At 66.6% G+C, this 26,388-nt stretch carries 19 protein-coding genes; 16 read left to right on the forward strand and 3 right to left on the reverse strand.

Annotated features, from left to right (window positions below):
• Window positions 1-3 precede the first annotated feature (3 nt).
• The 7 genes from APS40_RS14005 to APS40_RS14035 all read left to right on the forward strand — a co-directional run bounded on the left by APS40_RS14005 (window position 4) and on the right by APS40_RS14035 (window position 9,142).
• Window positions 4-960 (forward strand): ABC transporter permease, encoded by a 957-nt coding sequence (locus APS40_RS14005; protein ID WP_082434405.1) that lies wholly within the window; start codon window positions 4-6, stop codon window positions 958-960.
• Window positions 960-1,871, forward strand: coding sequence for a carbohydrate ABC transporter permease (locus tag APS40_RS14010; protein WP_055047641.1), 912 nt, complete (start codon window positions 960-962; stop codon window positions 1,869-1,871). The genes APS40_RS14005 and APS40_RS14010 overlap by 1 nt, the downstream gene beginning before the upstream one ends.
• A gap of 185 nt (window positions 1,872-2,056) precedes the next feature.
• Window positions 2,057-3,481, forward strand: a complete 1,425-nt coding sequence (locus APS40_RS14015; protein WP_055047642.1) for an extracellular solute-binding protein — start codon at window positions 2,057-2,059, stop codon at window positions 3,479-3,481.
• An 89-nt stretch (window positions 3,482-3,570) separates the two neighbouring features.
• Window positions 3,571-4,785, forward strand: a complete 1,215-nt coding sequence (locus tag APS40_RS14020; RefSeq protein WP_055047643.1) for an ADP-ribosylglycohydrolase family protein — start codon at window positions 3,571-3,573, stop codon at window positions 4,783-4,785.
• A 100-nt stretch (window positions 4,786-4,885) separates the two neighbouring features.
• Entirely contained in the window at window positions 4,886-6,982 is a 2,097-nt protein-coding gene (locus tag APS40_RS14025; RefSeq protein WP_055047644.1) for an ADP-ribosylglycohydrolase family protein, read from the forward strand.
• A gap of 157 nt (window positions 6,983-7,139) precedes the next feature.
• Window positions 7,140-8,324, forward strand: a complete 1,185-nt coding sequence (locus APS40_RS14030) for a CaiB/BaiF CoA transferase family protein (RefSeq protein ID WP_055047645.1) — start codon at window positions 7,140-7,142, stop codon at window positions 8,322-8,324.
• On the forward strand, window positions 8,321-9,142 hold the full coding sequence (locus APS40_RS14035) for an HpcH/HpaI aldolase/citrate lyase family protein (protein ID WP_055047646.1): 822 nt from the start codon (window positions 8,321-8,323) through the stop codon (window positions 9,140-9,142). The genes APS40_RS14030 and APS40_RS14035 overlap by 4 nt, the downstream gene beginning before the upstream one ends.
• Before the next feature lie 216 nt (window positions 9,143-9,358).
• Here APS40_RS14035 and APS40_RS14040 read toward each other — a convergent pair whose 3' ends face one another.
• Both APS40_RS14040 and APS40_RS24910 read right to left on the reverse strand, forming a co-directional pair.
• Window positions 9,359-11,146, reverse strand: a complete 1,788-nt coding sequence (locus APS40_RS14040) for a putative bifunctional diguanylate cyclase/phosphodiesterase (protein ID WP_055047647.1) — start codon at window positions 11,144-11,146, stop codon at window positions 9,359-9,361.
• A 93-nt stretch (window positions 11,147-11,239) separates the two neighbouring features.
• On the reverse strand, window positions 11,240-12,103 hold the full coding sequence (locus APS40_RS24910; protein ID WP_055047648.1) for an AraC family transcriptional regulator: 864 nt from the start codon (window positions 12,101-12,103) through the stop codon (window positions 11,240-11,242).
• A gap of 88 nt (window positions 12,104-12,191) precedes the next feature.
• Between APS40_RS24910 and APS40_RS14050 the strand changes: the two genes are divergently transcribed.
• The 9 genes from APS40_RS14050 to APS40_RS14090 all read left to right on the forward strand — a co-directional run bounded on the left by APS40_RS14050 (window position 12,192) and on the right by APS40_RS14090 (window position 25,145).
• Window positions 12,192-13,646, forward strand: a complete 1,455-nt coding sequence (locus APS40_RS14050) for an alpha-glucosidase/alpha-galactosidase (RefSeq protein ID WP_055047649.1) — start codon at window positions 12,192-12,194, stop codon at window positions 13,644-13,646.
• 1,204 nt (window positions 13,647-14,850) lie between these two features.
• Window positions 14,851-15,795 (forward strand): flagellar hook-length control protein FliK, encoded by a 945-nt coding sequence (fliK, locus tag APS40_RS25180; RefSeq protein WP_197279328.1) that lies wholly within the window; start codon window positions 14,851-14,853, stop codon window positions 15,793-15,795.
• Window positions 15,792-16,088, forward strand: coding sequence for an EscU/YscU/HrcU family type III secretion system export apparatus switch protein (locus APS40_RS14060; RefSeq protein ID WP_055047651.1), 297 nt, complete (start codon window positions 15,792-15,794; stop codon window positions 16,086-16,088). The genes fliK and APS40_RS14060 overlap by 4 nt, the downstream gene beginning before the upstream one ends.
• Before the next feature lie 211 nt (window positions 16,089-16,299).
• Window positions 16,300-17,352, forward strand: coding sequence for a D-TA family PLP-dependent enzyme (locus APS40_RS14065; protein ID WP_055047652.1), 1,053 nt, complete (start codon window positions 16,300-16,302; stop codon window positions 17,350-17,352).
• A 29-nt stretch (window positions 17,353-17,381) separates the two neighbouring features.
• Window positions 17,382-19,319 (forward strand): beta-N-acetylhexosaminidase, encoded by a 1,938-nt coding sequence (locus tag APS40_RS14070; protein WP_055047653.1) that lies wholly within the window; start codon window positions 17,382-17,384, stop codon window positions 19,317-19,319.
• A gap of 17 nt (window positions 19,320-19,336) precedes the next feature.
• Entirely contained in the window at window positions 19,337-19,819 is a 483-nt protein-coding gene (locus tag APS40_RS14075; RefSeq protein WP_055047654.1) for a GNAT family N-acetyltransferase, read from the forward strand.
• Between the two features lie 87 nt (window positions 19,820-19,906).
• Window positions 19,907-21,712 (forward strand): putative bifunctional diguanylate cyclase/phosphodiesterase, encoded by a 1,806-nt coding sequence (locus APS40_RS14080; RefSeq protein ID WP_055047655.1) that lies wholly within the window; start codon window positions 19,907-19,909, stop codon window positions 21,710-21,712.
• Between the two features lie 323 nt (window positions 21,713-22,035).
• Entirely contained in the window at window positions 22,036-23,019 is a 984-nt protein-coding gene (locus APS40_RS14085; RefSeq protein ID WP_055047656.1) for an IS110 family transposase, read from the forward strand.
• 152 nt (window positions 23,020-23,171) lie between these two features.
• Complete coding sequence (locus tag APS40_RS14090; protein ID WP_055047657.1) at window positions 23,172-25,145, forward strand: PhoX family protein; 1,974 nt, start codon at window positions 23,172-23,174, stop codon at window positions 25,143-25,145.
• 209 nt (window positions 25,146-25,354) lie between these two features.
• On the opposite strand, the gene APS40_RS14095 is transcribed toward APS40_RS14090, so the two are convergent.
• Window positions 25,355-26,329: an ABC transporter substrate-binding protein gene (locus APS40_RS14095; protein WP_055047658.1), complete on the reverse strand. Its 975-nt coding sequence runs from the start codon at window positions 26,327-26,329 to the stop codon at window positions 25,355-25,357.
• Between the last annotated feature and the right edge of the window lie 59 nt (window positions 26,330-26,388).

Below are 26,388 nucleotides of genomic sequence, written 5' to 3' on the forward strand. Positions count from 1 at the left end.
ACCATGTCGAGCCTCGAGCAAAACGCGACGGCCGGTGCAGCCGTGTCCGGGAACGTTCCCAAGTCGCAGCGCTTCGCCAATAGCGTCCGCCGCTGGTGGCCCTACTACGTCATGCTCGCCCCTGGGCTCGTCTTCTTCCTCATCTGGCACTATTTCCCGATCTGGGAAGCCAAGATGGCGTTCGAACAGGTGCGCATCATTCCGCCCAACCTGTGGGTGGGGCTGAAGCACTTCCAGACGCTGTTCGCCTCGCCGGTGTTCTACCAGGTGCTGGCCAATACCCTGATCATCTCGACGCTGAAGATCCTCTTCGTCTTCCCGGTGCCGATCATCGTGGCGCTGCTGCTCAACGAGGTGCGCAGCAGCAAGCTCCGCAAGTTCGTGCAGTCGGCCATCTACCTGCCGCACTTCCTGAGCTGGGTCGTGATCGCCGGCATCTTCATCGCCATCCTGTCGCCCTCCGACGGCGCGGTGAATCAGATCACCGGTCTGTTCGGCGCCAAACCGACCGCCTTCATGACTGACGGCAACTCCAGCCGCTGGGTATTGGTGTTCTCCGAGATCTGGCGTTCGGCCGGCTGGGACAGCCTGCTCTATCTCGCCGCCATCATCGGCATCGACCAGTCGCTTTACGAAGCGGCCGAGCTCGACGGCGCCAATCGCTGGCAGAAGGTCTGGCACGTCACCATCCCGGGGATCGTCCCCACCATCGCGACGCTGTTCATCCTCAATATGGGGATGTTCCTGTCGGCCGACCTCAACCAGGTCATCAACTTCCTCAACGACGTGAACCGCGGCCAGATCGATATCCTCGATACCTATGTCTACCGCATCGGTCTGCGCACCGGCGAGTACTCGCTGGCCACCGCTGCCGGCCTGTTCAAGGCAGTGTTCGGCATGATCCTCATCCTCTCGGCGCATTTCGTTTCCAAGCGCCTCACCGGCAAGGGAGTCTGGTGATGGCCGCGCCTCGTGGAACCCAAATCCGTCGCACGCCGCTCGAGCGCATCGAGTATGCCATCATCGTCACGACGCTGCTCGCCATGGTGGTGGTGATGCTGCAGCCGATCCTCAACCTGCTCGCCGTGTCGTTCTCCGACCCGAGCCAGGTGGCGGGCAAGAGCGGCCTCGACATCTGGCCCTCGGGCTTTTCGCTCGACGTCTGGGCGCTGCTGCTGCAGCACCCCAACGTGCAGCGCGGCATCCTCAACTCGATCTTCATCACCGCCACCGCCACCTTCATCGGCGTCGTCGGCACCGCGCTGATGGCCTGGGGGCTGAGCCGGCCGAACCTGCCTGGCCGGCGGATCATCTTCCTCCTGGTCCTCGTCACCATCGTGTTCGAGCCGGGCATCATCCCCGACTACTTCCTGATGAAGCGGATGGGCCTGCTCGATAGCTACTGGAGCGTCATCCTCTACAAGGCGGTGAACGCCTGGTACCTGATCATCCTGGTGCGCTTCTTCGAGGAAATCCCCGAGGAACTGCTCGAGGCGGCCGAACTCGACGGCGCCAACGCCTTCCAGATCTTCTTTCAGGTGGTGCTGCCCCTGGCGAAGCCGGCCTTGGCGACCATCGCGCTGTTCTACCTGGTCTTCCACTGGAACGAGTTCTTCCGGGCGATGATCTACCTCAACGACCAGACCAAATACCCGCTGCAGGTGGTGCTCCGGCAATTCGTGGTCGAGGGTGACAAGCTCGCCATCGTCGGCGCCGACAATGCCGCCAATAATATCGGCGTCGCCCAGATCAATCTGAAGGCGCTGAAGGCCGGGATGATCATCATCACCATCCTGCCGATCCTCGCCATCTACCCGCTGATCCTCAAGTTCTTCACCAAGGGCACCATGTCGGGAGCGCTCAAGGGATGATCAGACGCACTGCCCCTCACCCGTCGCAGCTTCGCTGCGCCACCCTCTCCCTCAAGGGGAGAGGGAAGGGGGAACACGATCTAGCTCCATGCCTCCCCTCTCCCCTTGAGGGAGAGGTGGCCGCGCAAGCGGCCGGGTGAGGGGCAGTACCAGCCAGAACAAGCAAGCATAACGGAGGAGAATCCATGCTTAAGAAACTCTTGCTCACCACCACGGCGCTGGCGCTCAGCCTGTCGCTGGGGGCGCCTGCCTTTGCCGACCCGACGGTGATCCGCCTGGTGTCGAAGGACCTGCTCTCGACCAACCCGCCCGACGTCAAACACATCGAACGCATCGAGGCGGCGCTGAAGGCACAGGGCACCGATCTCGACATCCAGATCGTCGACCTGCCGTCTTCGGGCTATGCCGATGCGCTCGGCGTCATGCTGCTCTCGGGCGATATCCCGGACCTGATCTACTTCCAGGGCGGCGACGCCAAGATGGCCGACCAGGGCATCCTCGAGGACCTGAACCCCTGGATCGAGAAGTCGCCCAACCTCAAGGCGGCGCTGTGGCCGCACAATGTCGAGCGCCTGAAGAACTACCCTTACCTGCTCTACGTCTACCCGCCGCGTGCTCCGCAGCCGGTGATCCGCAAGGACTGGCTGGACAAGCTCGGCATCCCGGCCCCGACCACCGTCGATGAGTACGAGGCCTTCTTCAAGGCCATCCACGACGCCGATCTCGATGGCGACGGCACCCCCGGCAACACCCTCGGTGTCACCACCGCCGACAACACCAACGAACTCGACTCGATCTTCAACCAGGCGTTCGGCATCACCGGCACCTGGATGAAGGACGCGGCCGGCGAGTGGGTGAGCGCCCGCATCACCGACCAGGAGAAGGCCAAGATCGCCTGGTACGCCAAGCTGGCGGCCGAGGGTCTCTACGACAAGGAATACGTCACTTCGAAGTTCGACGTGAAGGAAGACAAATTCTACACCGGCAAGGCCGGCGTGATCTTCGGCTCCTCGGCGGAAGTCATCGACATCTATGGCGGCAAGATGCGCCAGGCGCATCCCGACGCCAATATCGAGCTGGCGCTGCTGCCGATCCCGTCCGGACCGGGCGGCCAGGGCCTGTCGGCGACTGACGTCTCCAAGGAAAGCCGCGGCTTTGCCATCGCCACCACTTCGCAGCACAAGGAAGAGGTGGCCAAGCTCCTCGACTTCATGGCCTCGACCGAAGGCCAGATGATGGACCGGATGGGCTTCGAGGGCGAGGAATACACCAAGTCCGGCGACACCTACACCATCACCGACAAGATGAGCACCTGGTACGCCCGCTTCTTCGCGGCCGCCAACTTCGTGCCGCCGGTCGAGTGGAAATCGGCTGCCGCCCAGGAATCGCTGAAGAACATCACCACCTGGTTCAAGCCGGATAACGCCTTCGTCTGGCCGTCCGACTATGCCGCTGACCTCGATGCGACCGAGAATGTCTATCGCGCCTGGGTCTACAAGTTCATCTCTGGCGAAGCCTCGATGGACCAGTGGGATGCCTACGTCGCCGAATGGAAGGCCGCGGGCGGCGACCGCCTCAACGAGTATGCCCGGACCAAGCTGAACGGCTAAGGCCCGGACCATCGCATCCCGCCCGTGGCGTCCTCCCACGACCACGGGCGGGTGCGGTGACTGCACTAGACAAGCGGAAGCAGACCATCATGCCCACCTCCCTTCGCGGCCGTGTCCGCGCCATGCTCCACGGCATCGCTCTCGGCGACGCGCTCGGCGCCCCGGTTGAAAAGCTCTCGGCCGCCGACATCCGCGCCCGCTATGGTCGGGTCACCTCGCTCGAGGCGCGCTGGCACAAGATGGACCTGCCGCCCGAGCAGCGGAACCATCGGGTACGCGGCAACGGCATCGTCACCGACGACACGCTGATGACCCTGGCGCTGATGGACATCTACGCCGACACCCGCCGCCACCTCGACGCCTGGGACATGGCCGACGGCATGGTGCGCCAGATCGCCTGGACCCCGCGCTGGATCCCCGAGATGCAGCGTCAAGCCAACCTGATCGACCGGCTGTTCTACCCCGAGAAATGGATTTTCCAGCGCCACCAGCTGGCCAATTGCGACCCCCGGCAGGGCGGCATCGGCAACATGGTCAATTGCGGCGCCGCCATGTACATCGCCCCCGTCGGTGTGGTGAACGCCTGCGATCCCCGGGCCGCCTATGACGAGGCCATCCGCTTCGCCGAGGGCCACCAGGAGAGCTATGGCCTCGAAGCTGCCGGCGTTTTTGCTGCCGCCGTCGCTGCCGCCTTCATCCCCCGCACAACCATCGAGCGCATCGTCGAAACCGCCATCTCCGTCGCCCGCGACGGCACGCGCGCTGCAATCTCCGACATCGCCGAGCAGGCGGTGAGCCTCAAGGGGGTCGAACACGCCATCGTGGTGGAGCGCTTCCACGGCATCATCGCCCGCTATTCGCCGATGGGCGACGACGTGAACCACACCGCCGCCCGGGCCGGTCGGCTGTCGGCTGCCTACCAACCGTCGCGGCTCGGCTCGATCGAGGAGCTGCCGCTGGCGCTTGGCTTCGCCCTCACCAATAGCGGCGCGTTCCGCGCCTCGATCGAGGACGGCATCAATTCCGGCCGCGACACCGACTCCATCGGCGTCATGGCCGGTGCCATCCTCGGTGCGCTGCATGGCGAGAGCGTCATCGTCGACGCCGACCGGCAGACCCTCGACAGCGCCAACCGGCTCGACCTCACCGCCGCTGCCGACAAGTTCACCGCCACCGCCACCGACATCCTTCTCGCCGATCGGCAGGCCCGCGAGGCTGCCGAGCGCAGCCGCGACAGCCTGTTCGAAGAAGGCCCTCTCACCCGGCCTTCGGCCGACCTCTCCCCCAAGGGAGAGGTGGTGTAGCGGCACGATATCGCCCGTGCCCCACCTCTCCCTCGGGGAGAGGTCGCTGCGCAGCAGCGGGTGAGGGGGCCTTCTGCCTACTCCGACGCCAAGGACCACCATGCTGACCACCACTGAAATCTTCGACCGCATCTATGCCGGCTTCATCGGCAAGGCCATCGGCGTCCGCCTGGGCGCGCCGGTCGAGCCGACCATCTGGAGCTATGATCGCATCCGCAACACCTATGGCGAGGTCACCCAGTACCTGCGCGATTTCAAGAATTTCGCCGCCGACGACGATACCAACGGCCCGGTCTATTTCATCCGCGCCCTGCGCGACTACGGGCTCAAGGCCACCGCCGCCGATGTCGGGCGTACCTGGCTGAACTACGCTGCCGAGGAACACGGCATGTACTGGTGGGGCGGCTTCGGCAACTCTACCGAACACACCGCCTACAAGAACCTCAAATCCGGTATGGAAGCCCCGGAGTCGGGCTCCATCGCCACCAACGGCACCACCGTCGCCGAGCAGATCGGCGGCCAGATCTTCATCGACAGCTGGGGCTGGGTAAATCCGGGCAACCCGCAGCGCGCCGCCCAGATGTCGGCCATGGCGGCCTCGGTCGCCCATGACGGCGACGGCCTCAACGGCGCCCGCTTCTGCGCTGCCGCCATCGCCCAGGCTTTCGTCGCCAAATCTATCGACGAAATCGTCGAGACCGGCCTCTCGACCATCGACGCCAACTCGACCTATGCCAAGGTCGCCCGCGCCGTCATCGACTTTCACAAGGCCAATCCGACCGATTGGCGCCTCTGCCGCGACATGCTCACCGCCGACTGGGGCTATGACCGTTATCCCGGCGTCTGCCACATCATCCCCAATGCCGGCGTCACCATCATGGCCATTCTCTATGGCGCGGGCGAGCTGACCCGTACCGCCGAGATCGCCACCATGGCCGGCTGGGATACCGACTGTAACGCCGGCAACGCCTGCGCCATCGTCGGCACCTTCCAGGGCGTGCAGCCGAGCTGGGACAAGTACCGCAAGCCCATCAACGACTTCGTCATCGCCTCGGGCGTCATCGGCACGCTCAACGTCGTCGACATCCCGAGCTTTGCCCGCGAACTCACCGTGCTCGCCCTCCGCCTCGACGGCAAGGAGCCGCCGGCACAGTGGGTCGAGGATTTCGAACGCCGCGGCGTCCGCTTCGATTTCGATGCGCCGGGCGCCACGCACGCCTTCCGCACCGAGCCGTTCAACCAGATCGAGGTGAAGTCGGCCACCGACAAAGCCGGCCCGAACTCGCGCGGCGCGCTCGAGGTCCTCCTCGATAGACTCGAGCGCGGGCAGGGTGGGCGCATCTTCTGGAAGCCGTTCTATCGGCGCGCCGATTTCGACGACGAGCGCTACCGTCCGATGTTCACCCCGCTCGCCGATGCCGGCCAGACGGTGAAGTTCAAGCTTGAGCTCGACCCCTGGAACGGCGACGGCAACCTGCGTGTCGCGCCCTATGTCCGGCGCGCCATTTCCGGCGAGATCGTCGAAACGGGCGCCTGGCACGTGCCGAGCTCAGCGGGCTGGCAGGACTATGAGTTCGTGATCCCCGAGGGCGACGAGGCGATCGACGAGATCGGCGTGCTGGTCGAGTATTTCGGGCGTCTCAAATTCCTCGGCCGGCTCTACCTTTCGGAGTTCTCGGTGTCGGGAAAGGGCAAGCTTGCCATCAATCCCAAGCTCGAAAAGCAGGAATGGGGCGGCATCACCCGCTTCACCTGGAACCGCGGTCACTGGTCGCTGCAGGACGGCGTCATCCACGCCCACACGGCCGAGGACGCCGATGCCTGGACCGGCAACGGCTATCTCCGCGACGTCGCTGTCACGGCGGACCTTACGCCGCTGGCCGGCAAGTCGCATCTGGTGGCGGCACGTGTACAGGGCACCAGCCGGTTCTATGCAGCCGGCTTCAAGGATGGGGAAGCGGTGATCCTGAAGCAGGACCATGGCACCACCGTATTGGCGAGGGCGCCGTTCGCGGTGACGCCCGGCAAGAGCCACAAGTTGGCGCTGACAGTGGTGGGCGACCAGCTGACGCTCAGCGTCGATGGCAAGCAGGTCGTCACCGCGACCGACGGCCAGTTCCGCTACGGCCAGGCCGGCCTGCGCATGGCGTCGGCTGGGCGGATGACCGTGGCGCGGCTGGACGTGGTTGAGCTCTGATGGACACCGCAGCAGACGGCCCCCTCCCATCCTCCCCCATAAAGGGGGAGGTGCCGCATCGAGTGCCTGGCACGATCGCGCCACAAGCTCGACTCTTCACCTCCCCCTTTATGGGGGAGGCCGGGAGGGGGCCGTCTGCTTCAGTCGGCACCACCCCATGACCATCCCCTTCAACCCCAGCTTGTCCGGCCCGCTCGATGGCATCCGTGTCATCGACCTCAGCCGCCTCGTCGCCGGCAACATGCTCAGCCTGCAACTCGCCGATTTCGGCGCCGATGTGATCAAGATCGAGCCGCCGCAGGGCGATCCGCTGCGCGAGTGGCGCGATGACGGGTACTCGCTCTACTGGAAGACCTACGGCCGCAACAAGCGCTCGGTGCAGCTCAACCTCAGGCAGGCTCCGCATATGGCGGCCCTCCGGGCGCTGCTCCAGACCGCGGACGTGTTCATCGAGAATTTCCGCCCCGGCACGCTCGAGGAGATGGGCCTCGCGCCGGAGACGCTGCTTGCCGCCAACCCCAACCTGATCATCGTCCGCATTTCCGGCTTCGGCCAGACCGGTCCTTATGCGCAGTTCCCCGGCTTCGGCACCATTGTCGAGGGGATGAGCGGCTTTGCCTATCGCACCGGCTTCCCCGACCGCGAACCGGTGCTGCCGCCGCTGGCACTGGCCGACATGATCGCCGGGGTTTATGGCGCCAACGCCACCGTCACCGCGCTGTTTGCAAGGTTCCGCGGACGCGCCAAGGGGCAGGTGATCGACCTCAGTCTGCTCGAGCCGATGTACTCGGTGCTCGGGCCGGAAGCGGCGATCTTCGCCGTAACCGGCAAGGTCAAGGAGCGCTCCGGGTCGGCTTCCAACACCGCTTCGCCGCGCAACGTCTATCGCTGTGCCGACGGCAAATACGTGGCGCTCAGCGGCTCGACCCCGCAGGTCGCACGCCGCATCTTCGAAGTGATCGGCAAGCCCGAGATGAATGCCGACCCGCGCTTTGCCACCAATTCGGATCGGGTGAAGCATCGCGACCTCGTCGACGCCGCCGTGGGCGAGTGGTTCGGCCGTCATACGCACGACGAGGCCCTTGCCATCATGCGCGAGGCCGGCGCCACCGTCGGCCCGATCTACTCGATCGCCGACATTGCCAGCGACCCGCATTTCGTTGATCGCGGCATCATTGTCGATGTCGAAGACAAGGATTTTGGATCGCTGCCGGTCCACAACATCCTGCCCCGCCTCAGCGAAACCCCGGGCGCCTTCCGCCGCCCAGCCCCCGAGCTCGGTGAGCACACTGCAGAAGTGTTGCGCGAAGTCGGCGTCGATCCTGCTACTGTGCTCGGATGAAGCTAAGATCGCTCCTCTACGTCCCGGCCCATTCGGAACGCTTCGTCGCCAAGGCGCATGAGCGCGGCGCCGATGCCATCGTCCTCGATCTCGAGGATGCCGTGCCGGAAATCGGAAAGGATGCAGCGAGGGCTGGCCTCGCAACCACGGTTCCATCCGTCGGTCGCGCGGGTGCGGCAGTCTTCGTCCGCATCAACTCCGGCCTGCGGCAGCGCGAAGACGCCCTCGCTGCCTGCCGCGCCGGCGCGGCAGGCGTGATGGTCGCCAAGGCCAGTTCCTCCGCGGCGCTCGATGCCCTTGCCGGCACGCTGCGCGCCGAGGAGGCGAAGCTCGGCCGCACCGCCATGAGCTTTCTCGCCCTGATCGAAGGGGCTGCCGCGCTGCTCGACGCGCGGCTCATCGCGGCCAACCATCGCGTCATCGGGCTGCTGCTCGGCAGCGAGGATCTTGCCACCGAACTCGGCGCTACGCCGACTCCGGAGGTGCTGCGCTACCCCAAGCTGCTGCTGCACTATGCGGCGAAAGCCGAGGGCAAGCTGAGCTTCGGCCTGTTGCAGTCGAGCGCCGACTACACCGATCTCGCCGGGCTCGCTGCCGCCGCCGCGGAAGCCAAGGCGCACGGTTTTGACGGCGCCACCTGCGTGCATCCGTCGGCCGTCGCCGTACTGAACGCCGGCTTCTCGCCGAGCGAGGCGGAACGCAGTTGGGCCGAGCGTATCGTGGCTGCGGCAGCCGAGCATCCGGGCGCGTTCCAGCTCGACGGCCGGATGGTCGACGCCCCGATCGTGGCGCGGGCGCGAAAGATACTGGAGGGGTAGGTCGGACCGAGCCACCGGCGCGATGCCCACCTCCCCCTTGACGGGGGAGGCAAGCGAAGCCTGTGAGCGAAGCGAACTAGCGTAGCTCGGAGGGGGTGTGCGGGAAGCTCCCGAGTCTACGGGCCCAACCAACATCGAGCGTGCTGCACACCCCACCCCATCCCTCCCCGTCACGGGGAGGGTGTCGGCCGGTGATTGCGGCTGGCTTCAGACGCCTCAAGCCGCCACCCCAGTGAACTCGAGAAACGCCTCGAGCGGCAGCGGTTCGGACAACAGGTAGCCCTGCAACTCGTGGCAGCCGCGCGCCACCAGGTAGTCGCGCTGCTGTTCGGTCGCCACCCCCTCGGCGGTCACCTTCATGTTGAGCGAGCGCGCCAGGTCGATAATGGTGCGGACGATCACCTCGGCATCGCTGGAAACGCCCAGTTGGCCCACGAACGAGCGATCGATCTTCAGCTTGTCGACGTTATAGCGCCGCAGATAGTTGAGTGACGAATAGCCGGTGCCGAAATCGTCGAGCGCCAGCCGGATGCCTGCCGCCCGCAGCCGGGTCAGTCCCGCCTCGGTTGCCTCCGAGGTATCGAGCAGCACGCCCTCGGTGATTTCGAGTTGCAGCCGCGACGCATCGATCCGCAGCAGCCGCAATTGCTCGATCACCCGCTCGACGAAGCGGCGGCTCTTCAGTTCCACCGGCGAGACGTTGACCGCCACCCAGGGGATGGTGGTGCGCGCCAGCATGCGGCTGGCTTCCCCCAGCACCCACTCGCCCAGTTTCTCGATCAGGCCGCGCTCTTCCGCCACGCCGATGAAGACATCCGGCGCCAGGCGGCCGCGTTCCGGGTGATCCCAGCGCACCAGCGCCTCGGCGCCGGCGATTGTCATGCCGTCCGCGGCGAAGATCGGCTGGTACTCGAGCGTCAGCTCGTCGCCGGCGTCGAGGGCCCGGCGCAGGTCCTGTTCGATGCGCTGCTTTTCCTCGACCGTTTCCGCCATCGGCGGCGCAAACACTTCCCAGCGGCTGCGGCCGCGCGCCTTGGCTTCGTAAAGCGCGATGTCGGCCTCGCGCAGCATTCTGAACGCGTCTGATCCTGGCCGCCACGGCGCGATGCCGAAGCTGGCGGTGATGAACGCCGGATCGTCGAACAACCGGAACGGCCGACCGAACTGCAGCAGGATAGCCCGGCACAGCGTCTCCGCCGCGCCGGCCGCCGGCCCCGACAAGAGGATGGCGAACTCGTCGCCGCCTACCCGCGCCAGCGTTCCCGCCGGCCCGACCAACTGGAACAGCCGGTTTGCCAGCTGCCGCAGCAGGTCGTCGCCCGCCACGTGCCCCAGCGTGTCGTTGATGTGCTTGAAGCGATCGAGATCGATCAGCACCAGCGTCGCCGGCATGCCCTCGGCCCCTCGCGCGGCGAGCTCGGCAAGGTCGCGTTCGAACTGCGCCCGGTTGGGCAATCCGGTCAGCGAGTCGTGATAGGCGAGGAAATGGATATGCGCCTCGGCACGGCGCCGCTCGGTGATGTCGCGCGCGCTGCACACGAGGCCGATGATCTGCCCCTCGGGGTTGCGCAGTGGCAGCTTGGAGGTCGACAGCCACAGCTGCGTGCCGTCGGCGCGCACCACATATTCCTCGTGGTCGATCAGCGCCCGGCCGCTGCGGATGACGCTCATATCGTCTTCGAAATAGCGCCGCGCCAGCTGCGGTGGGTGCACGTCGAGGTCGGATTTGCCGATCAGCGTGTTGGGGTCGCCATGCCCGAGATCGGCCGCCACCGCACGGTTGGCGATGACGAAGCGGGCATCCTTGTCCTTGATGTAGAGATAGTCCGGCACTTGGTCGATCATGGTGCGCAGCCAGCTGCGCTCGACCTTGGCCCGGGCCTGTTCACCCGCCAGTTCGGCGGCGAAGCGCTGCAGGCGCTCGTTGGCGGCCACCAGCGCGGCAAGCGATTCCGGCGGCTCGGGGCGAGCAGTGTGCTGGACGGGAGACCGCTTCACAACCATCAGGCCCTCTGAACCGGATAGTTCGGGCAGCTATCATGCTAGGCAGCAATCGATAAGCAACTCCTAATCGCCGCTACGCACAAGGCCGCTCGCTCAGTGGCCGGCCGCCGCGGCGCCGCGGTAGTCGCTCGGTGAAAGTCCGTAGAGCCGCCGAAACGCCTTGGCGAAGTAGTTGCCGTTGGCAAATCCGGTCGCCGCGGCGATGGCGGCAACCGGCTGGTCGGTGGCGATCAGCAGCCGCGTCGCCCGCTCCATTCGCGCCGCGAGGACGAAGTCCGACGGGTTCTGGCCCGTCTCGCTGCCGAAGCGCCTGACGAAATGCGCCCGGCTCAGCCCGGCGACCCGCGCCAGCCGCTCCACTCCGAGCGGCTCGCTCAGATGCGCGGCAATAAAGCTCTGCGCGCGGGCGATGGGCGGCGCGACGGTTGTCGCTGCCGGGCTTGCCCCGAACAGCCCATCATGCAGCGCCATCATCGCCTCGTAGGCGGCGGCCGAGGCTTCGCCGCTGAGCAGTTCCGGCGAGCGCATCAGCCGCACGCAGGCATCCGCCATGCGGTCCACGGCGCCGGACCCAGGCGTCACCACCGGCCCCTTCAGGTCGATGATCGCCCGCACCAGCCGCAGCGCTTCGCGACCGTTGGCGCCGATCCAGAAATACTCCCAGGTCTGTCCCCGATCGAGCCAGTAACGGTTGGCGTGCGGGAAGCTCAGCACCATGGTCGCGCCGGGCAGCAGCACATGGCGCGTGCCCGCATAATCGAGCTCGCCCCGCCCCGCGATGGTGTGCTGGATGATGACGAACGGCACGTCGCCGCGCTTCAGTCCCTCCCAGTTGTAGACTTCGTTGACACGCTTCTCGAAGCCGGCGCCGGTGGCCATCACATGAAAGCCAAGCGGACCCCGGAGCGGCGCGATGGTCTGGATCTTGTGCCCATGGGCAATCAGGTCTGGCAGCATGAAATTACCCGCGATCGCATGTCTTTCCTCTACACCGCCCAGCGCCCGTGCCGCTAGATGGAGCCCAGTTCGAAAGGGAGGAACGCCAATGTCGTTCAAAGTCGCCATCATCGGCGCCGGGTCGGTCGGGTTCACCAAGACCCTGATCTCGGATCTGCTCAAGGTCCCCGAATTCGCCGATGTCGAGTTCGCGCTAACCGATATCAACGCCCATAACCTCGACATGATCGAGCAGATCATCTCGTCGATCGTGGCGGTCAACAAGCTGCCGGCCAAGGTCACCGCAACCACCAACCGGCGCGAGGCCATCACCGGCGCGCGCTACATCATGAGCTGCGTGCGGGTCGGCGGGCTCGAAGCCTTCGCCACCGATGTCAACATTCCGCTGAAATACGGCGTCGATCAGTGCGTGGGCGACACCATCTGCGCCGGCGGCATTCTCTATGGGCAGCGCAACATCCCGGTGATCCTCGATTTCTGCAAGGATATCCGCGAGGTTGCCCAGCCGGGCGCGCTGTTCCTCAACTATGCCAACCCGATGGCGATGAACACCTGGGCCGCCGATCTCTATGGCGGCGTCGACGTGGTCGGCCTTTGCCACGGCGTGCAGCATGGCGCCCATCAGATCGCCCAGGTGCTCGGCGTCGATGATCGCGACCTCGACTATGTCTGCTCGGGCATCAACCACCAGACCTGGTACATCGATATCCGCGCCAAGGGGCGCAAGATCGAGGCGGACGAGCTGATCGCCGGCTTCGAAAAGCACCCGGTCTACTCCAAGCAGGAGAAGGTCCGCATCGACGTGCTGAAGCGCTTCGGCGTCTATTCGACCGAGTCGAATGGCCATCTCTCGGAATACCTGCCCTGGTACCGCAAGCGCCCCGAGGAAATCTCGCGCTGGATCGACATGAGCGACTGGATCCATGGCGAGACCGGTGGCTATCTTCGTCACTCGACCGAGCGGCGGAACTGGTTCGAGACCGACTTCCCGAAATTCAAGGCCGAAGCCACCAAGCAACTGTCCGAGCACAAGCGTACCACCGAGCACGCCAGCTACATCATCGAAGCGCGCGAGACCGGCCGCACCTATCGCGGCCATTTCAACCGCCGCAACAACGGCATCATCCGCAACCTCCCCGCCGACGCCATCATCGAGAGCCCGGGCTTCGTCGATCGCTTCGGCATCAACATGGTCGAAGGCATCGAGTTGCCCATCGCCTGCGCCGCCACCTGCTCGGTGTCTATCTCCGTGCAGCGCATGAGCGTCGAAGCGGCAATGACCGGCAATATCGACATGCTGAAGCTCGCCGTGCTGCATGACCCGCTGGTCGGCGCCATCTGCACCCCCGACGAGGTCTGGCAGATGGTCGACGAGATGGTGGTCGCCCAGGCGCAGTGGCTGCCGCAATACGCCGACGCCGTCCCTGCGGCCAAGGCCCGGCTCGAAAAGGCCACGGTGAAAACCAAGGATTGGGCCGGCGCCGCCCGCAAGGTGGTCCGCTCGGTCGAGGAACTGCGTGAGATGAAGGGGGCGCATCACTGAGGGGTCTCAGGCTCGCCGGTGGCTGTGGACCCCCACCCTTGATCCCTCCCGGCAAGGGGGAGGGAGACGCATACTGAGATGCCGGTGAGGGGGCATCCCTCTCCCTTGCGGGGAGGGGCAGGGGTGGGGGGCAGCCCGCGCCGGCGGTCCAGTAGCTGCTGACGAGACGGAACAAGTTAACTCCCGTTAACCCGACTCCCTGCATGGTGGCGGCATGTCCGATGTCGCCACCGCGCTGCTGCAACTGACCGGCCGTACTGACCCTGCCGCCGATCCGGCGCTGGCGGCGGTGAAGCTGGCACGCGCTAGCCTCGACGCGCTGGTCCTCCGGCTCGGCCAGAGCATCGACGCCAAAGTCACCGCCCAGCTTGCCGGCGGGCTCACTCAGCTCAGCGCAGGCGGTGAGAGTTTCGTCTTGAAACTCGAAACGCCGCTGCCGCTGAATACTGCGGTGACGTTGAAGATCGCCCCGACGCCGACCGGCCAGCCCGCCGTCACCGTTTCGGTGCAGCCGCAACCCACGCCTGCCCAGCCGGCTCCACCGGCGCTGGAGCCGCTGCCCTTGCTGTCTCAACCCGTCACCGCGGCCCCGGCGTCCCCAGCGTCGGTCCCGCCGGCTGCGCCTCAACCCCTGGCTTTCGCGCCATCGCCGAACAGTGCCGCTGCGATCCCTTCGGGGGCCCCACTGCCCGTCTCCCCTGCGACAGCCGCGACGCCGCCGACCGTCGTCCCCCAGGTGCAGCCACCACCCGGCGCGACGCTCCCGCCGGGTATCGCAGCACCGGCAGAGCTGCCTGCCATTCCCGCGCAGCCCGCAGCGCAGCCCAGCCCACTCGCTGCTCAGCCGGCCCCCATCTTGCCGTCGCCGGCGCCTGTCGTCACGGTGGCCGCCTCGCCCTCACCGGCGTTACCCGTCACCGTCCCGCTACCGCCCGTCCCGGTCGCCGCGGCCGCGCAACCGGCGTCTGGTCCGGCTACGCTGCCCGTTCCGCCCACTCCCACTGCTGCTCCAGCCGCGCAGCTGACCCTGGCGCCGACGCTCGTGCCGCAGCCCGCGCCCGCCAGCGCAACGCCATCAGCGATGCCGGTCGCCCCTGCGGGTGCCGCACCAACGGTGGCGCCGAGCCCGGCACCTGCGGTATCGCCGTCGTCCACGTCACAGGCACCTACCCCGTCAGGCGCAACGGCATCGCCGCAGCCGGTGGTGCTCGCTCCTCCCCCGCGTCCGGCGCAATCGACTCCCACCCCTCCACCGCTGGCTCAGATCCTTGCCGATCCGGTGCAGGCCGCCGCCCGCCAGGATAGTGTCCTGCCGCTCATCGCCCGCCTCGCGACGCTCGCCGCGCCGACTGCCGCGGCGCTGCCGCGTCCGGCGCTCGAGGCGATTGCGATGCTGCTGGGCAGCCGGCTCGATCTCAACCGAGCCCCGCCTGACGGCAAGGCGATCCGCGAGGCCGTATTGCGCGCCGGCATCATCAGCGAACCGGGGGTGCGCACCTCGGCCGATGCCAAGTCCGCGCTGCTGCAGCTGCGTTCCGCCCTGGCCGGATTTCTCGGTGGCGAGGTCGAGGCCGTCGCCCCGGTCGCGCATCGTCCGCCGCCGCCTTTGCGGGGCGAGCCGGTTCGCGTCCCTTCGGCCCAGCCTCTGTCGCCGCTGCCCGAAGAACCACTGGAGGCCGCGCGCCAATTGCTCGGTCACGCCGATGCGGCGCTGTCGCGCGCCAAGCTGCTGCAACTGGCGTCCAGCCCCGGCGACGCCGCTCGCCCCGGTTCGGTGGCTCCCGCCGCCGAGTTTCGCGTCGAAGTGCCGATGCAACTGGGGGCCGAGACCGGCATCCTGCAGCTGCTGGTCGAGCGTGACGGCAAGCACAAGCGGACCCCTGCCGAGCGTGGCTGGCGCCTGCGCTTTGCCCTCAACTTTGCCGCCACCGGCGAGGTCGGCGCCGAAGTGGCGCTGCTCGGACACAGCGCCAATGTCACCCTGTGGGCAGCCGATCCGGCCACTGCCGAGGCGCTCCAGGCCATGCTGCCCGAGCTCGGCCCGGCGCTGGCCCGCCATGGGGTCGACCTCGGCGCCGTGCGGGTGCGCCGTGGCGTCCCGCAACCCGCCAACCGTGCCCCGGGCCAATTGCTGGACAGCGCCCGATGACCGACACGCCGAAACCGGTCAACCTCGCCGTGGCGCTCGAATACGAGCGCGGCACCCGCGACGCCCCGCGCGTCGTCGCCAAAGGCCGCGGTGAACTGGCCCGGCGCATCGTCGAGGTGGCGGGCGAAGCCGGCGTCGTCATCGAGGCCAACGGCCCGCTCGCCGACGCGCTTGCCGGCGTCGAACTGGACGAGCAGATCCCGATCGAGCTCTACGAGGCGGTCGCCGAGATCATCGGCTTCATTCTCAGGGCGAGTGCTGCGAAGGGTTGGCGACCTTCGGACGGCATCTAGTATCTTGCACCCGTCGGTGGTCTCGCGTCCCCTCTCCCTTGGGGGAGAGGGTCGGGGTGAGGGGGCCTTGCCGCGAGCACAGAGTGTGAGGCAAGGCCCCCCACCCGACGCTTCGCGTCGACCTCTCCCCCAAGGGAGAGGTGACCGCCCCCACCTTGCATTGCCGCCCGGCTCCGGGCGAAGTGACGCCAGACCCTTCGGAGCCAGCGTCATGCCCACCATTGCCGACCTCGATACCCCGGCCGTCCTCATCGACATCGATCGCGTCGAGGCCAACCTGCAGCGTGCCCAGGCGCATGCCAGCCGGGAAGGCTATGCGCTGCGTCCGCACATCAAGACCCACAAGCTGCCGCGTTTCGCCAGGCGGCAGGTCGAACTCGGCGCCGTCGGCATCACCGCGCAGAAGCTGGGCGAAGCCGAAGTGATGGCGGATGCCGGCATCACCGATATCTTCCTGCCCTACAACATCGTCGGCGACCGCAAGCTCGCTCGGCTGAAAGCTCTGAATGAGCGCATCACCCTGTCGGTCACCGCCGACAGCCCCGACACCCTGGTTGGCTACGCGGCGACGTTCACCGCCGGCCGGCCGCTTACCGTGCTGATCGAGTGCGACAGCGGCGGCGGGCGTTGCGGGGTGCAGACCCCGGCTCAGGCCCTCGCCCTGGCGCGCCAGATCGCGCTCGCGCCGGGCCTCCGTTTCGGCGGGCTGATGACCTATCCGCCGCTGCACGGCGTGGAAAAATCCAACCTCTGGCTCGCCGAGGCGGTAGCGCTGTTCCAGCAGGCTGGCCTTGCCGTGCCCCGCGTTTCCTCCGGCAACAGCCCGGACATGTGGGTGCCTGCTTCGCCGCCGGTCACCGAACGTCGCCCGGGCACCTACATCTATTTCGATCGCTTCCAGGTGAAGGAGCAGGCGGCCGGTCTCGACGATTGCGCGCTGACCGTACTCGTCACCGTGGTCAGCCGCCCCACTGCCACCCGCGTGGTCATCGATGCCGGCTCCAAGTCACTGACGTCCGATCTCCTCGGCATGGAGGGGTTCGGCCTCGTCATGGGCACCGAGCTGACCATCAAGAGCCTTTCCGAGGAGCACGGGGTCATCGAGCTGCCGGTCGCTTCCGATTGGCCGCGGATCGGCCAGCAGTTGCGTATCATCCCCAACCACGCCTGCGTCATCTCCAACCTGTTCGACAGCGTGGCGCTGATCTCGGGTAACGAGGTGCGCGAAGTGGTTCCCGTTGCGGCGCGCGGACGAGTCTATTAGGACTCCTCTCGCAAGGGAGTGGTATTCAAATGGTCGCTGATTGGTATGATGGTCTGACGCTGGCAAGCGAGTGGCGCCCGGCCGGCGAAGGCGTGGCCGCGCGCTACCGGCTGATGCTCACCAACGATAGCGGGGAAGCGTTGCGCGACTTCCGGCTCGGCGTTTCCGGCCCGGCGCGGGTGAGCGATGATGCCGAGATCGTCGGCGCCAAAGTGGTGACGCAGCTCTCCAACTTCATCGAACTGGCGCCCGAACGCGGCTTTGTCCTGGCGCCTGGCGCTCGGTGGACCATCGATGTGCTGAAGCTCGATTACCCGATCCGGCACTGGACCGACGGCGCCACCACCAGTTTCCTCATTCTCGCCGACGGCACCACGCGGTCGCTCCGCACCGTGCCGACCCGGCGCGACGGCAGCGATACCCGGCGCCGCAAGGGCACCGCCATCTACCAGGTGCCCGAGCATCCGCCGGTGCCGGTATCGATCATACCCTGGCCGCGGGATGTGGCGGTTTCCGGCCGCCGCACCGCGCCGGCCGGCCTCGCCCCCATCCCCTCGGCGGTCGGCAAATCCGCTGCCGCCGCCTTCGGCAAGCTGACCGAAAAACTGTTTCCCGGCGAGGGGCTGGTCCGTCCCGCGCATGAAGGCGGCTTCCCGGTCGAGCTCAGCGCCGGCGCCGGCGGCAAGGAAGGCTATGCCATCGAGTTCGCTGCCGATCGGGCCCGCATCGTCGGCGAAACCGAAACGGGCCTCCTCTATGGCCTGATCACCCTGGGCCAGATCCTGCGCGGCGCGCGCATCCACCTGCGCCAGTTCAGCTTCCCCACGTCCGGCCGCATCGAGGATGCGCCGACCATGGTGTGGCGGGGCAGCCATCTCGATGTCGCCCGGCGCTATTACGCCAAGGACGAGGTGGAGCGCTTCATCGCCATCCTCGCCTGGAACAAGCTCAACGTGCTGCACTGGCACCTGAGCGACGACGAGGCCTGGCGCATCGAGATCGACGCCTATCCGCAACTGACTGGCAAGGGCGCCTGGCGCGGCTACGGCATGCCGGTGCCGCCGCTGCTCGGCTCCGGGCCCGAGCGCACCGGCGGCTACTACTCCAAGGCCGATATCCGTGAGATCGTCGCCTTCGCCGGCGAGCTCGGCGTGGACGTGGTGCCCGAGATCGATATGCCGGGCCATTGCTATGCCATGCTGCAGGCCATCCCCGCGCTGCGCGATCCGGGCGAGAATGCCGCGTACTATTCGATCCAGAGCTTCCCCAACAACTGCCTCAACCCGGCGGTGGAAGCCACCTATGGCGTGGTGCAGGCGATCATTGACGAGATGGTCGAGCTGTTCCCCTCGCGTTATTTCCACGTCGGCGCCGATGAAGTGCCCGAGGATGCCTGGCATTCCTCGCCGGCGGCCAACAAGCTGCGCAAGGAGCTCGGCGTCACCGGCGCGGCTCCGCTGCAGGCCCGCTTCCTGCAGCGCCTGCAGGCCTATCTCACCTCCAAGGGCAAGCTGACCGGCGCCTGGGAAGAGGCCTCGCATGGCGGCGGCATCGACAAGGCCAACTGCTACCTTGTCGGCTGGAGGACTCAGGAGGGCAGCCAGCAACTGGCGGCCGAGGGCTACGATGTCGTCGTCGCGCCAGGGCAGGCCTATTATCTCGACATGGCGAACAGCGAGGATTGGCACGAGTGCGGCGCCGCCTGGGCCGGCTGGTCGTCGCCCGAGAAGGCTTATGCCTTCGAGCCGACTGCCGGCTGGAGCGAGGCCGAGCGCGGCAAACTGCTCGGCGTCCAGGCCTGTATCTGGTCCGAGCCGATGACCGATCGCGCCGTGTTCGACCGGCTGGTGTTTCCCCGGCTCTCGGCCATCGCCGAAACCGGCTGGAGCTCCAACCGCGATTTCAACCGCTTCAAGGCGCTGGTCGGGCTGATGCCGAACCTCTACGGTCGCTACGAAGGATTCTGAGAAGGGACCACGCGACGATGGGCGATCTTCTGGTCCGGCTGTATGACCTGCCGGACATTGCTTCCGAGGCCAAGGTACAGGCGGCGGGGATCACCGTCCGCCGCGCCCTGCCGCCGGAGCGGCACGTCGTCACCGCTTGGGTCGGCAAGCACTTCAGCCCGTTCTGGGTGTCCGAGGTCGAGGCGGCGATGAGCCATCTGCCGGTGACCTGCTGGATCGCCGTCAAGGACAATCAGCTGCTCGGCTTTGCCTGCCACGATGCCACGGCCAAGGGGTTTTTCGGCCCTACCGGCGTCGACGAAGCGGCGCGCGGGCAGGGGATCGGCGAGGCGTTGCTGATTGCCACCCTGCGCGGCATGCGCGAGGCCGGTTATGCCTATGGTGTCATCGGCGGCGCCGGCCCGGTCGAGTTCTACCAGAAGCGCCTCGATGCCATGGTGATCCCGCACTCCGAGCCCGGCATCTACAAGCAGATGCTGCGCCCATCCAAGTCGGAATGAATGGAGCCGGTCGGCTAACCTTGCATTTACTCGGCATCGCTAGCTTGCGATCTTCGATTTCCTTGTGGCGGCCGGGGCCTCAGCGCATTGCCAAAGACCGGTAAGCAACCCAGGGGCCCCATCGCGTCGTCCGCGGGGCAGGCTGGCGACCCGCTCAAGCTCTCCCGTTCGCTGAGCCTGGCGCGCAGCAAGCTCTATGCCCAGGACCTGCGGTTGCACGCCATCCTCGAGAACCTGGCGCACGGCATCTCGCTTTACGACCGCCAGGGCAGGCTGGTGCTGTGCAACCAGCAGTTCCTCGATATCTACCGGCTGCCGCCCGAGTTGGGGCGGCGCGGCACCACCTTCCGGCAGATTCTCGAGGCCCGCGTCGCCGGCAATACGCATGTGGGCGATGATGCCGAGGACTATGTGGCTGATCGGCTGAGCGCGGTGCGCGAGCACCGCACGCTTGGCGGCATTCACCGGCTCAACTCCGGCCAGGTGATCTCGATGACCCATCAGCCGATCGCCGATGGCGGCTGGATTTCCACCCACAAGGATGTGACCGAGCTGCACAACATGCAGGCCGAGCTCACGCATCTTGCCTATCACGACGCGCTGACCGGGCTGCCCAACCGCACCTTGTTCTATCGCAGGGTGGGCAATGCCTTTCAGGATGTCGGCCGGGCCAGTGGCTTTGCCGTGCTCTGTCTCGATCTCGACGGCTTCAAGGCCATCAACGATACGCTGGGCCACGCGGCGGGCGATGCCCTGCTGCGCCAGTTCGCCACCCGCATGAGCAGCTGTCTCGGCCCGCTGGACAGCGCGGCGCGCATGGGGGGCGACGAGTTCGCCGTGCTGCATCGCGGTGGCGATCGCGAAACCGCCGAGGCCCTCGCCGCCAGCATCTGCGCCGCCACTCTCGCGCCCTATGACCTGGACGGGCAGGTGGTCGGCATTGCAGTCGGCATCGGCATCGCGGTGGCGGTCAGCGACGGGAACGAGCCCGACGAACTGCTGCACAATGCCGACGTCGCGCTTTATGCGGCCAAGCGCGAGGGGCGCGGCGGCATCAGGAGCTTCGAGCCCGAGCTCGGCCGCATCGGCGTCGATCGCCGCCGCCTCGAGGCCGATCTGCGCCGGGCGCTCGAGTTCGGCGAGTTCGAGCTGCATTTCCAGCCCATTCTCAACCTGCGCACCCATGCCTTCTCGGGTTTCGAGGCCCTGCTGCGCTGGCAGCACCCCGAACGCGGCCTGGTGCCTCCCGCCGACTTCATCCCGGTGGCCGAGGAGAGCGGGCTCATCGTGCCGATCGGCGACTGGGTGATCCGCCAAGCCCTGGCCGAGGCAGCGCGCTGGCCGGGCGAATTGAAGATCGCCGTCAACGTCTCCTCGGTGCAACTGGTGCGCGGCAGCCTGCTCACCACCCTGGTCCAGGCGCTCGCCGCCTCCGGCATCAGCCATGAGCGGGTAGAGATCGAGATCACCGAGTCGGTGTTCCTCGAGAACTCCGAGCAGAGCCTCGAGACCCTGCGTCAGCTCCGGGCCCTGGGCGTGCGGGTGGCGCTCGACGATTTCGGCACCGGCTTTTCGGCGCTGGGCTACCTGCTGGCCTTCCCGTTCGACAAGATCAAGATCGACGGCACCTTTATCAGGGCGCTCGACAGCGCCGAGGGCGCCGAGACCATCGTTGCGGCAGTGGCCGATATCGGCGCCCGCCTGGCGATGGTGACGACCGCCGAGGGTATCGAGACCCCCGAGCAACTGCGCGGTATCCACGCTGCAGGCTACACCGAGGCGCAGGGCTACCTGATCTCTCGCCCGATGCCCCGCGACGCCGTCCGCCGCCTGGTGCTCGGCGCCGAAGATGCCATGCCCGAAGCGCCATTCGAGCAGCGGGAGGCGGGGTAGGTGAACCTCATCACCGGGTGTGCCATGGGCGCCCCCTCGCCCCTCTGGGGAGAGGGCTGGGGTGAGGGGCGCCAAGCATGCTGGCATGGGGTCTTGGCCGGCATGTAAGTCAGCCGCTCGCCCAGCGCGCTTGGCTACCCCCTCACCCTGACCCTTGCATGTTGATTGCAGCCGACTCTGTACAGAGTAGGCGGTCCCGGTCGGTGGCGACCGGCCGGGACCGGATGGACGGGACCGTCTGACCCTTGGTTTGAGCCGCGGGAGAGCTTGGTCCGTTTGTCCGTGTCGCTGGTCCTGAACAGATGATGGGGAGCAAGTCCCGCATGCAAGGCAAGGTTGAGTCCACAATCAGCGCGCTGGCAGTTTATGCCGGGATCGACGTGAGTAAAGACTGGCTGGATGTCTATCTGCATCCTGGCGGTCAGAGTTGGCGGGTGGCCAACACCCCGCTCGGGTTACGCCGACTGCGGCGGCACTTGGACGAGCTGGGGCTGCAGCTTGAGCGCGTGGTTCTGGAAGCCACCGGCAAGTATCACCGGCTGGCGTTCCGGACACTGAGTGCCTGGGGCTATGGGGTGGTGGTGATCAACCCGCTGCGGGCACGGCTGTTCGCCGAGGCGTGTGGGGTCTTGGCCAAGACCGATCGGATCGATGCGCGACTGTTGGCAGTCATGGGCCACAGCCTTGCTCCTCAGCCCAACCAGCCGGTGCCCCAGCAGCTCGAGCAGTTGCAGGAACTGGTGAATGCTTACACTGCCGCCCGCACCGAGGCGATCGCACTGGGCAACCGGCTGGAGCAGGCCACGGTGTCGTTCCTCAAGACCGAACTGAGGGGCCGCCTGACCAGCCTCAAGGGCCATGTGCAGCGCCTCGAGGCCAAGATCGAGCAACTGATCAAGGCCGATCCCGGGCTGGCCGGCCGTTATGCCATCCTGCTGTCCATCCCCGGCATCGGCGCCATCACTGCTGCCGCGCTGCTGGCCGGACTGAGCGAACTGGGCCGGTGTTCGGCCAAGGCCGCTGCCCTGCTTGCTGGCTTGGCACCCATTGCCGACGATAGCGGTCGCAGGCTGGGGCAACGCCACATCCGCGGTGGTCGAATGCAGGTACGCAACGCCCTCTACATGGCCGCCCTCAGCGCCGCCCGTTACAATCCAGATCTCAAGGCCGTCTACCAGCGCCTGCGCAACGCCGGCAAACCGCCCAAGGTCGCCCTCACAGCGGTGATGCGAAAGCTTGTCGTGCTCGCAAACACCCTGCTCACCCAGAACCGTCGCTGGGAGCCCAACCAACCCGAAACTGCTTGACCGCAAACACAGATGCTCTCCCCAGAGGGGCGAGGGGACGCAAGGGCACTCCTGTCGAACCAGAGCCGCCCCCCGTCACCCGCCCGTCATCGATCCGTCATGGCAGCGTCGCCTCCCGGGTGCACGGCTCCCGCTATTGCAGGAGCGTCAACATGACCGATCGTTTGAAAACCCGCGCGCGCCCGACGCGCCGTCAATCTTTTACCACCAGATATTCCGACCTGATGGTCGAGGGCTATTCGCGCCGCACCGTGCTGAAGGGCCTGCTCGCCGGCACCGCACTCGCCACCTCGGGCCTCGGCTTCAGCCGCGCGGCCGCCGCCACCAACTCGCCCTCGAGCCTCACCTTCCCCGAACTCAGCCGCATCACCGACAAGACCGACCATTGGCCGGAAGGCTATGGGCGCCAGATCCTGCTCCGCTGGGGCGACAAGCTGTTCACCGACAGCCCGGCTTTCGATGTCGCCAGCCTCGACGGCGCCGCTGCTGAAAAGCAGTTCGGCTACAACAACGATTTCACCGCCTTCCTGCCGCTGCCGCAGGGCAGCGCCTCCAATGACCATGGCCTCTTGGTGGTGAACCACGAATATGCCTCACCCTACCTGATGTTTCCCGGCCTGACCGACGCGGACTATCGCGACAAGCTCACCGACGACCAGATCCGCGCCGTCGCTGCCTCGACCGGCATCTCCGTGGTCGAGGTCAGGAAGACCGGCAAGGAGTGGCAGGTGGTCACCGACGGCCAGTACAATCGGCGCGTCCATATGGGCACCGAGATGCGGCTCAGCGGTCCTGCCGCCGGCGACGATCGGCTGAAGACCAGCATCGACCCCACCGGCACCATCGTCTTCGGTTCGATCTCCAACTGCTCGGGCGGCATCACGCCGTGGGGCACCATGCTCTCGGGCGAGGAAGGCGGCATGGACATCTTTGCCGGCGACTACACTACGCTGCCCGACCAGGAACTGGTGGAGCGCCAGGGCTGGGACGAGGAAGAGAATGACGGTTATGCGCTCGGCCGCCTCGACGCGCGCCTGAAGTTCGAGAACGAACCCAACGAGTGCCTGAAGTTCGACTGGGTGGTCGAGATCGATCCGTTCGATCCCGCGGCCAAGCCGGTGAAGCGCACCGCGCTCGGCCGGTTCACCCACGAGGGCGCCCAGGTGGCAGTGGCACCGGATGGCCGCGTCGTCCTCTACATGGGCGACGACGACGACTTCGAGTACCTCTACAAGTTCGTCACCTCCAGGCCCTGGAACCCCAACGACCGCGCCGCCAACAAGGATCTGCTCGACGAAGGCACCCTCTACACCGCCCGCTTCGATGCCGACGGCAAGCTCTCCTGGCTGCCGCTGGTGCAGGGGCAGGGCCCGTTGACGCCGGAGAACGGCTTCCACACTCAGGCCGATGTGGTGCTGCGCACCCGCATGGCCGCCGACCTCGTCGGCGCCACCCCGATGGATGCGCCCGAAGGCTTCGTGCCGCATCCGAAAACCGGCCGCGTCTATATCGCCATGACCGAGAACGAGGATCGCCTGCCTGCCGGTGAGGGCGATGCGGGCGAACAGGTCAACGTCGCCAACACCCGTGCGCCCAATCCGGACGGGCACATTCTCGAGATCACGCCGCCGGGGGCCCCCGATGCGCCCGATCATGCCGCGACCGACTACACCTGGGACGCCTTTATCCTGTGTGGCGACCCTACCGATCCGGCCTCGCACGCCCTCTGCCACCCCGAGACCTCGGCCAATGGCTGGTTCACCGATCCCGACAATCTGTCGATCGATCCGGCCGGCCGCCTCTGGGTCACCACCGACGGCCCGCCCGACGCCGGCTTCAACGACGCGCTCTACGCCGTCGATACCGAAGGCGACGGCAAGGCGCTGCCGAAACTGTTCTACTCGCCGCCGGTCGGCTCGGAAGTCTGCTCGCCGGCGTTCACGCCTGATGGCAGGACCATGTTCCTCTCCATCCAGCACCCGGGCGAACTGCGCCTCGAGGACGGCGAGGATTCCACCTCGATCGCCGATGCCGGCACCAACTGGCCGGATTTCATCGACGGCCAGGGCCCGCGCCCGGCGCTGGTGGTGATCAGCAAGGACGATGGCGGGGTGATCGGGAGCTGAGCGGGCGTACTGAAGCAGACGGCCCCCTCCCGGCCTCCCCCATAAAGGGGGAGGTGAAGAGACGAGGCACTCGCTTCGATCGTGCCAAACGCACCAGCGGGGCACCTCCCCCTTTATGGGGGAGGATGGGAGGGGGCCTTCTCTCTCAGTTAGCAAAAACAAAAGGCGGGGATCGCTCCCCGCCTTCGTCACATACTCCTACCCGCTGCTTACTTCAGCGCGTCGGTGATCACCGTGGTGTAGGCGCCTTCCGGGGCCTTGCTGATGATCTTCTGGTCGACCAGCGCCTTGATGGTGCGCTCATAGGCGGCCATGTCGAGGGCCGGATCCTTGGCGTCGACGAGCTTGGAGACCTCGCCGACCATGTAGCGCTGGTGCTTCAGCTCGGCTGCGCCGGTATCATCGGAGTCCACCACGATCTGCGCAGCCTCGTCGGGATTGTCGAGCGCATACTGCCAGCCCTTCATCGAGGCCTTCACGAAACGGGTATAGGCGTCGACCTTGGCCGGGTCCTTGAGCGACGGCTCCATGACGTAAAGGCCGTCCTCGAGCAGGTCGTTGCCCATCTCGGTGTAGTTGAAGATGGTCAGGTTGTCCGGGCCATAGCCGGCGTCCAGCGCCTGGCCGTACTCGTTATAGGTCATGACCGAGATGCAGTCGGCCTGCTTCTGGATCATCGGCTGGATGTCGAAGGATTGCTGCAGCACCTTCACGTCGCCGCCCTCGGCCGTCGACAGGCCTTCCTTGTTCATCCAGGCGAAGAACGGGTATTCGTTGCCGAAGAACCAGACGCCGAGCGTCTTGCCCTTGAAGTCGGCGACGCTGTTGATGTTGTTCTCCTTGGGACAGATCAGCTCGAGGCCGGAGCGCTTGAACGGCTGCGCGATGTTGACCAGCGGCACCCCCTTGTCGCGGGCCGCGGCAGCACCGCCCATCCAGTCGACGATGATGTCGGCGCCACCGCCGGCGATCACCTGCTCCGGCGCGACGTTCGGGCCGCCCGGCAGGATCGTCACATCCAGCTTCTCGTCGCTGTAAAAGCCCTTGGCCTTGGCGACGATATAGCCGGCGAACTGCGCCTGGGTCACCCACTTCAGCTGCAGCGTCAGTTTGTCCTGCGCCATTGCGGCGGTCGCGGTGAGCGCCATAGCGCCCGCGGCCAGTGCCAGAAGAAGTTTCTTCATTGTCGTTTCCCTTACCCCTGTTGCGCCCGGCCACCACGGCCGGGCGGATACGACAGAAA

Origin of the sequence: Devosia sp. A16, assembly GCF_001402915.1 — a bacterium.
Taxonomy (GTDB): Bacteria; Pseudomonadota; Alphaproteobacteria; order Rhizobiales; family Devosiaceae; genus Devosia_A.

Bases quoted from the DNA above. Each gene is read 5' to 3' on its own strand.
- APS40_RS14010 (WP_055047641.1), top strand. From the start codon at position 960: ATGGCCGCGCCTCGTGGAACCCAAATCCGTCGCACGCCGCTCGAGCGC.
- APS40_RS14020 (WP_055047643.1), top strand. From the start codon at position 3,571: ATGCCCACCTCCCTTCGCGGCCGTGTCCGCGCCATGCTCCACGGCATC.
- APS40_RS14070 (WP_055047653.1), top strand. From the start codon at position 17,382: ATGGTCGCTGATTGGTATGATGGTCTGACGCTGGCAAGCGAGTGGCGC.
- APS40_RS14090 (WP_055047657.1), top strand. From the start codon at position 23,172: ATGACCGATCGTTTGAAAACCCGCGCGCGCCCGACGCGCCGTCAATCT.
- APS40_RS14050 (WP_055047649.1), top strand. From the start codon at position 12,192: ATGTCGTTCAAAGTCGCCATCATCGGCGCCGGGTCGGTCGGGTTCACC.
- APS40_RS14060 (WP_055047651.1), top strand. From the start codon at position 15,792: ATGACCGACACGCCGAAACCGGTCAACCTCGCCGTGGCGCTCGAATAC.
- APS40_RS24910 (WP_055047648.1), bottom strand. From the start codon at position 12,103: ATGCTGCCAGACCTGATTGCCCATGGGCACAAGATCCAGACCATCGCG.
- APS40_RS14065 (WP_055047652.1), top strand. From the start codon at position 16,300: ATGCCCACCATTGCCGACCTCGATACCCCGGCCGTCCTCATCGACATC.
- APS40_RS14095 (WP_055047658.1), bottom strand. From the start codon at position 26,329: ATGAAGAAACTTCTTCTGGCACTGGCCGCGGGCGCTATGGCGCTCACC.
- APS40_RS14015 (WP_055047642.1), top strand. From the start codon at position 2,057: ATGCTTAAGAAACTCTTGCTCACCACCACGGCGCTGGCGCTCAGCCTG.
- APS40_RS14075 (WP_055047654.1), top strand. From the start codon at position 19,337: ATGGGCGATCTTCTGGTCCGGCTGTATGACCTGCCGGACATTGCTTCC.
- APS40_RS14030 (WP_055047645.1), top strand. From the start codon at position 7,140: ATGACCATCCCCTTCAACCCCAGCTTGTCCGGCCCGCTCGATGGCATC.
- APS40_RS14005 (WP_082434405.1), top strand. From the start codon at position 4: ATGTCGAGCCTCGAGCAAAACGCGACGGCCGGTGCAGCCGTGTCCGGG.
- APS40_RS14025 (WP_055047644.1), top strand. From the start codon at position 4,886: ATGCTGACCACCACTGAAATCTTCGACCGCATCTATGCCGGCTTCATC.
- APS40_RS14085 (WP_055047656.1), top strand. From the start codon at position 22,036: ATGCAAGGCAAGGTTGAGTCCACAATCAGCGCGCTGGCAGTTTATGCC.
- APS40_RS14040 (WP_055047647.1), bottom strand. From the start codon at position 11,146: ATGGTTGTGAAGCGGTCTCCCGTCCAGCACACTGCTCGCCCCGAGCCG.
- APS40_RS14035 (WP_055047646.1), top strand. From the start codon at position 8,321: ATGAAGCTAAGATCGCTCCTCTACGTCCCGGCCCATTCGGAACGCTTC.